Here is a 1846-nt window from a genome sequence, read left to right as displayed (position 1 = left end):
CATCCGCCGCTGCGGCCAGCACATCGGCGAGGTGCAGGTCGCGGACGTACCGGGGCGTAAAGAGCCGGGTACCGGTGAAATTAACTATCCGGCCGTGGCGCGCGCGCTGAGAGAAATCGGCTACACGGGCGTGGTCGCGCTGGAAGGATGGGCGTCCGGGGACTCAACTGAGGCGCTTCAGGCATTTAAGAAGTCTTTACAACCATGATAACTGAGTAGCTTTAAATACGTTAAATATCGCTTTTCTGAGAGGAGAAGCGATTTCGCCATTTTCATAAGGAAAGACGATGAATTTACAAAACAGAATCCGGGTTGGTGTCAGTCCTTTATCCTGGACAAATGATGTGCTGGAAGATCTTGGTGGTGATATTCCTCTGGAAACCTGCCTTGAAGAGGCGGCAACTGCAGGTTATGAAGGAATTGAATTAGGCAGAAAATTCCCCAGAACAATAAATAAGCTACAGCCAATGCTTAAAAAGGCAAATCTTAAACTTGCATCTGGTTGGTATAACGGTTTCCTGGCAGAAAGAAGCATTGAAGAAGAGCTCGAAGCGGTTCACGAACATGCGCTTCTGCTGAAAACACTTGGCGCTAAAGTCATGGTCTACGGCGAATGTGGTGCAATGCCTGGAGATGCACCTTTAGATGAGCCAATGTCACGTTCTCCCGAACTGAACGAGTTAAACCTGGCTGATTATGCCCAAAAGATTAATGACCTCGCTAATTCATTATCAAAGGTTTATGGATTACGTCTTGCTTACCACCATCATTTAATGATGATTGTAGAAAGAGATTATGAGCTAAAGGCCTTTCTGGAGGCTACGGATAATGCCGTAGGCATCGTACTTGACTGCGGGCATGCAAAATCTGCTGGCATTGACATAGAGTGGGTGCTGAATAACTACGGACAACGCATTGCTCACATCCATCTGAAAGATGTCCGTGGAGATGTGCTGGACGAGGTAATCAATCAGGATCTGAGTTTTAACGATGCAGTGAGGGCCGGTCTCTTTACTGTGCCGGGCGGAGGAATTGTAGATTATACGCCCGTGCTAAACTTTCTTAAAGAGTCCACATATTCTGGATGGATAATTGTTGAAGCCGAACAGGATCCTGAAAAAGCACCTCCCCTGTCAACCGTAACTCAGGCAAGGAAATGGGTTAAAGAGGAAATAGGAGTTTAAATCCAGAACCTTCTTGTACCAGGAAGCATCTTAGTTAAGATGCTTCCTTACTTCGATATATAAGGACATCATTCATTTCACCACTTAAACATTTCAGTACAGTTAATAGTTTGATGTGACCAAAGCATTATTATCAAACCCATCTCGTAATAAACCTCTAATCATACTCACAATCCCCTATCTCGCACATTTCATCAACACTGCTCACGTACAGCAAATTGTGCGTTAGTTATTTGGCTTGATAGAAATGCGAGATGATGTTTACGTGTCCATAAATAACACATGTTATGTGTACATGTCATGAATGTGAACACACAGTTAAAGATGAATAATCACAAAAACGATTTAATTCAATGAGTTAACTATTGGCATGCTACTTGCTTACTATTATAGCTTTCGTCACAAAAACGTAAGCACTTAAAAAATGAGATCTGGATCATATTATCTTATTAAAACGTTTAATAGCAATTAGTAAGCAAGAACTTTTTGATTCTGATTTCAAATAAGTACCCTATCACTTAAGGAAATAGTTAATGTCATCAGTGAAAATCGTTCGCGTAGGCCTGATTGGTGCCGGTCGTATGGGCAGTTTCCACGGTCAGACCGTTGCGCAGCTTATCCCCGGCGCGGTGCTCGCCGCAGTTGCCGATCCCGTTCCCGGC

At 44.0% G+C, this 1846-nt stretch carries 2 protein-coding genes and 1 pseudogene; all 3 read left to right on the top strand.

Features of this window, described 5'->3' with window-relative positions:
- A partial coding sequence (locus WFP70_RS26410; RefSeq protein ID WP_337024894.1) for a TIM barrel protein occupies window positions 1-208 on the top strand: 208 nt, incomplete at its 5' end.
- A 79-nt stretch (window positions 209-287) separates the two neighbouring features.
- The gene (gene iolE, locus WFP70_RS26405; RefSeq protein WP_337024895.1) at window positions 288-1184 is read left to right on the top strand and encodes a myo-inosose-2 dehydratase; all 897 of its coding nucleotides are present in this window, start codon (window positions 288-290) and stop codon (window positions 1182-1184) included.
- 533 nt (window positions 1185-1717) lie between these two features.
- A pseudogene (locus WFP70_RS26400) lies at window positions 1718-1846 on the top strand (Gfo/Idh/MocA family oxidoreductase); the annotation flags it as partial.

It is taken from the genome of Pantoea sp. USMM079 (assembly GCF_037153115.1).
GTDB classification, from domain to species: Bacteria; Pseudomonadota; Gammaproteobacteria; order Enterobacterales; family Enterobacteriaceae; genus Pantoea; species Pantoea communis.
Note: the sequence above shows the minus strand (reverse complement) of the source record. Positions and strands in the feature narration are given on the sequence as shown.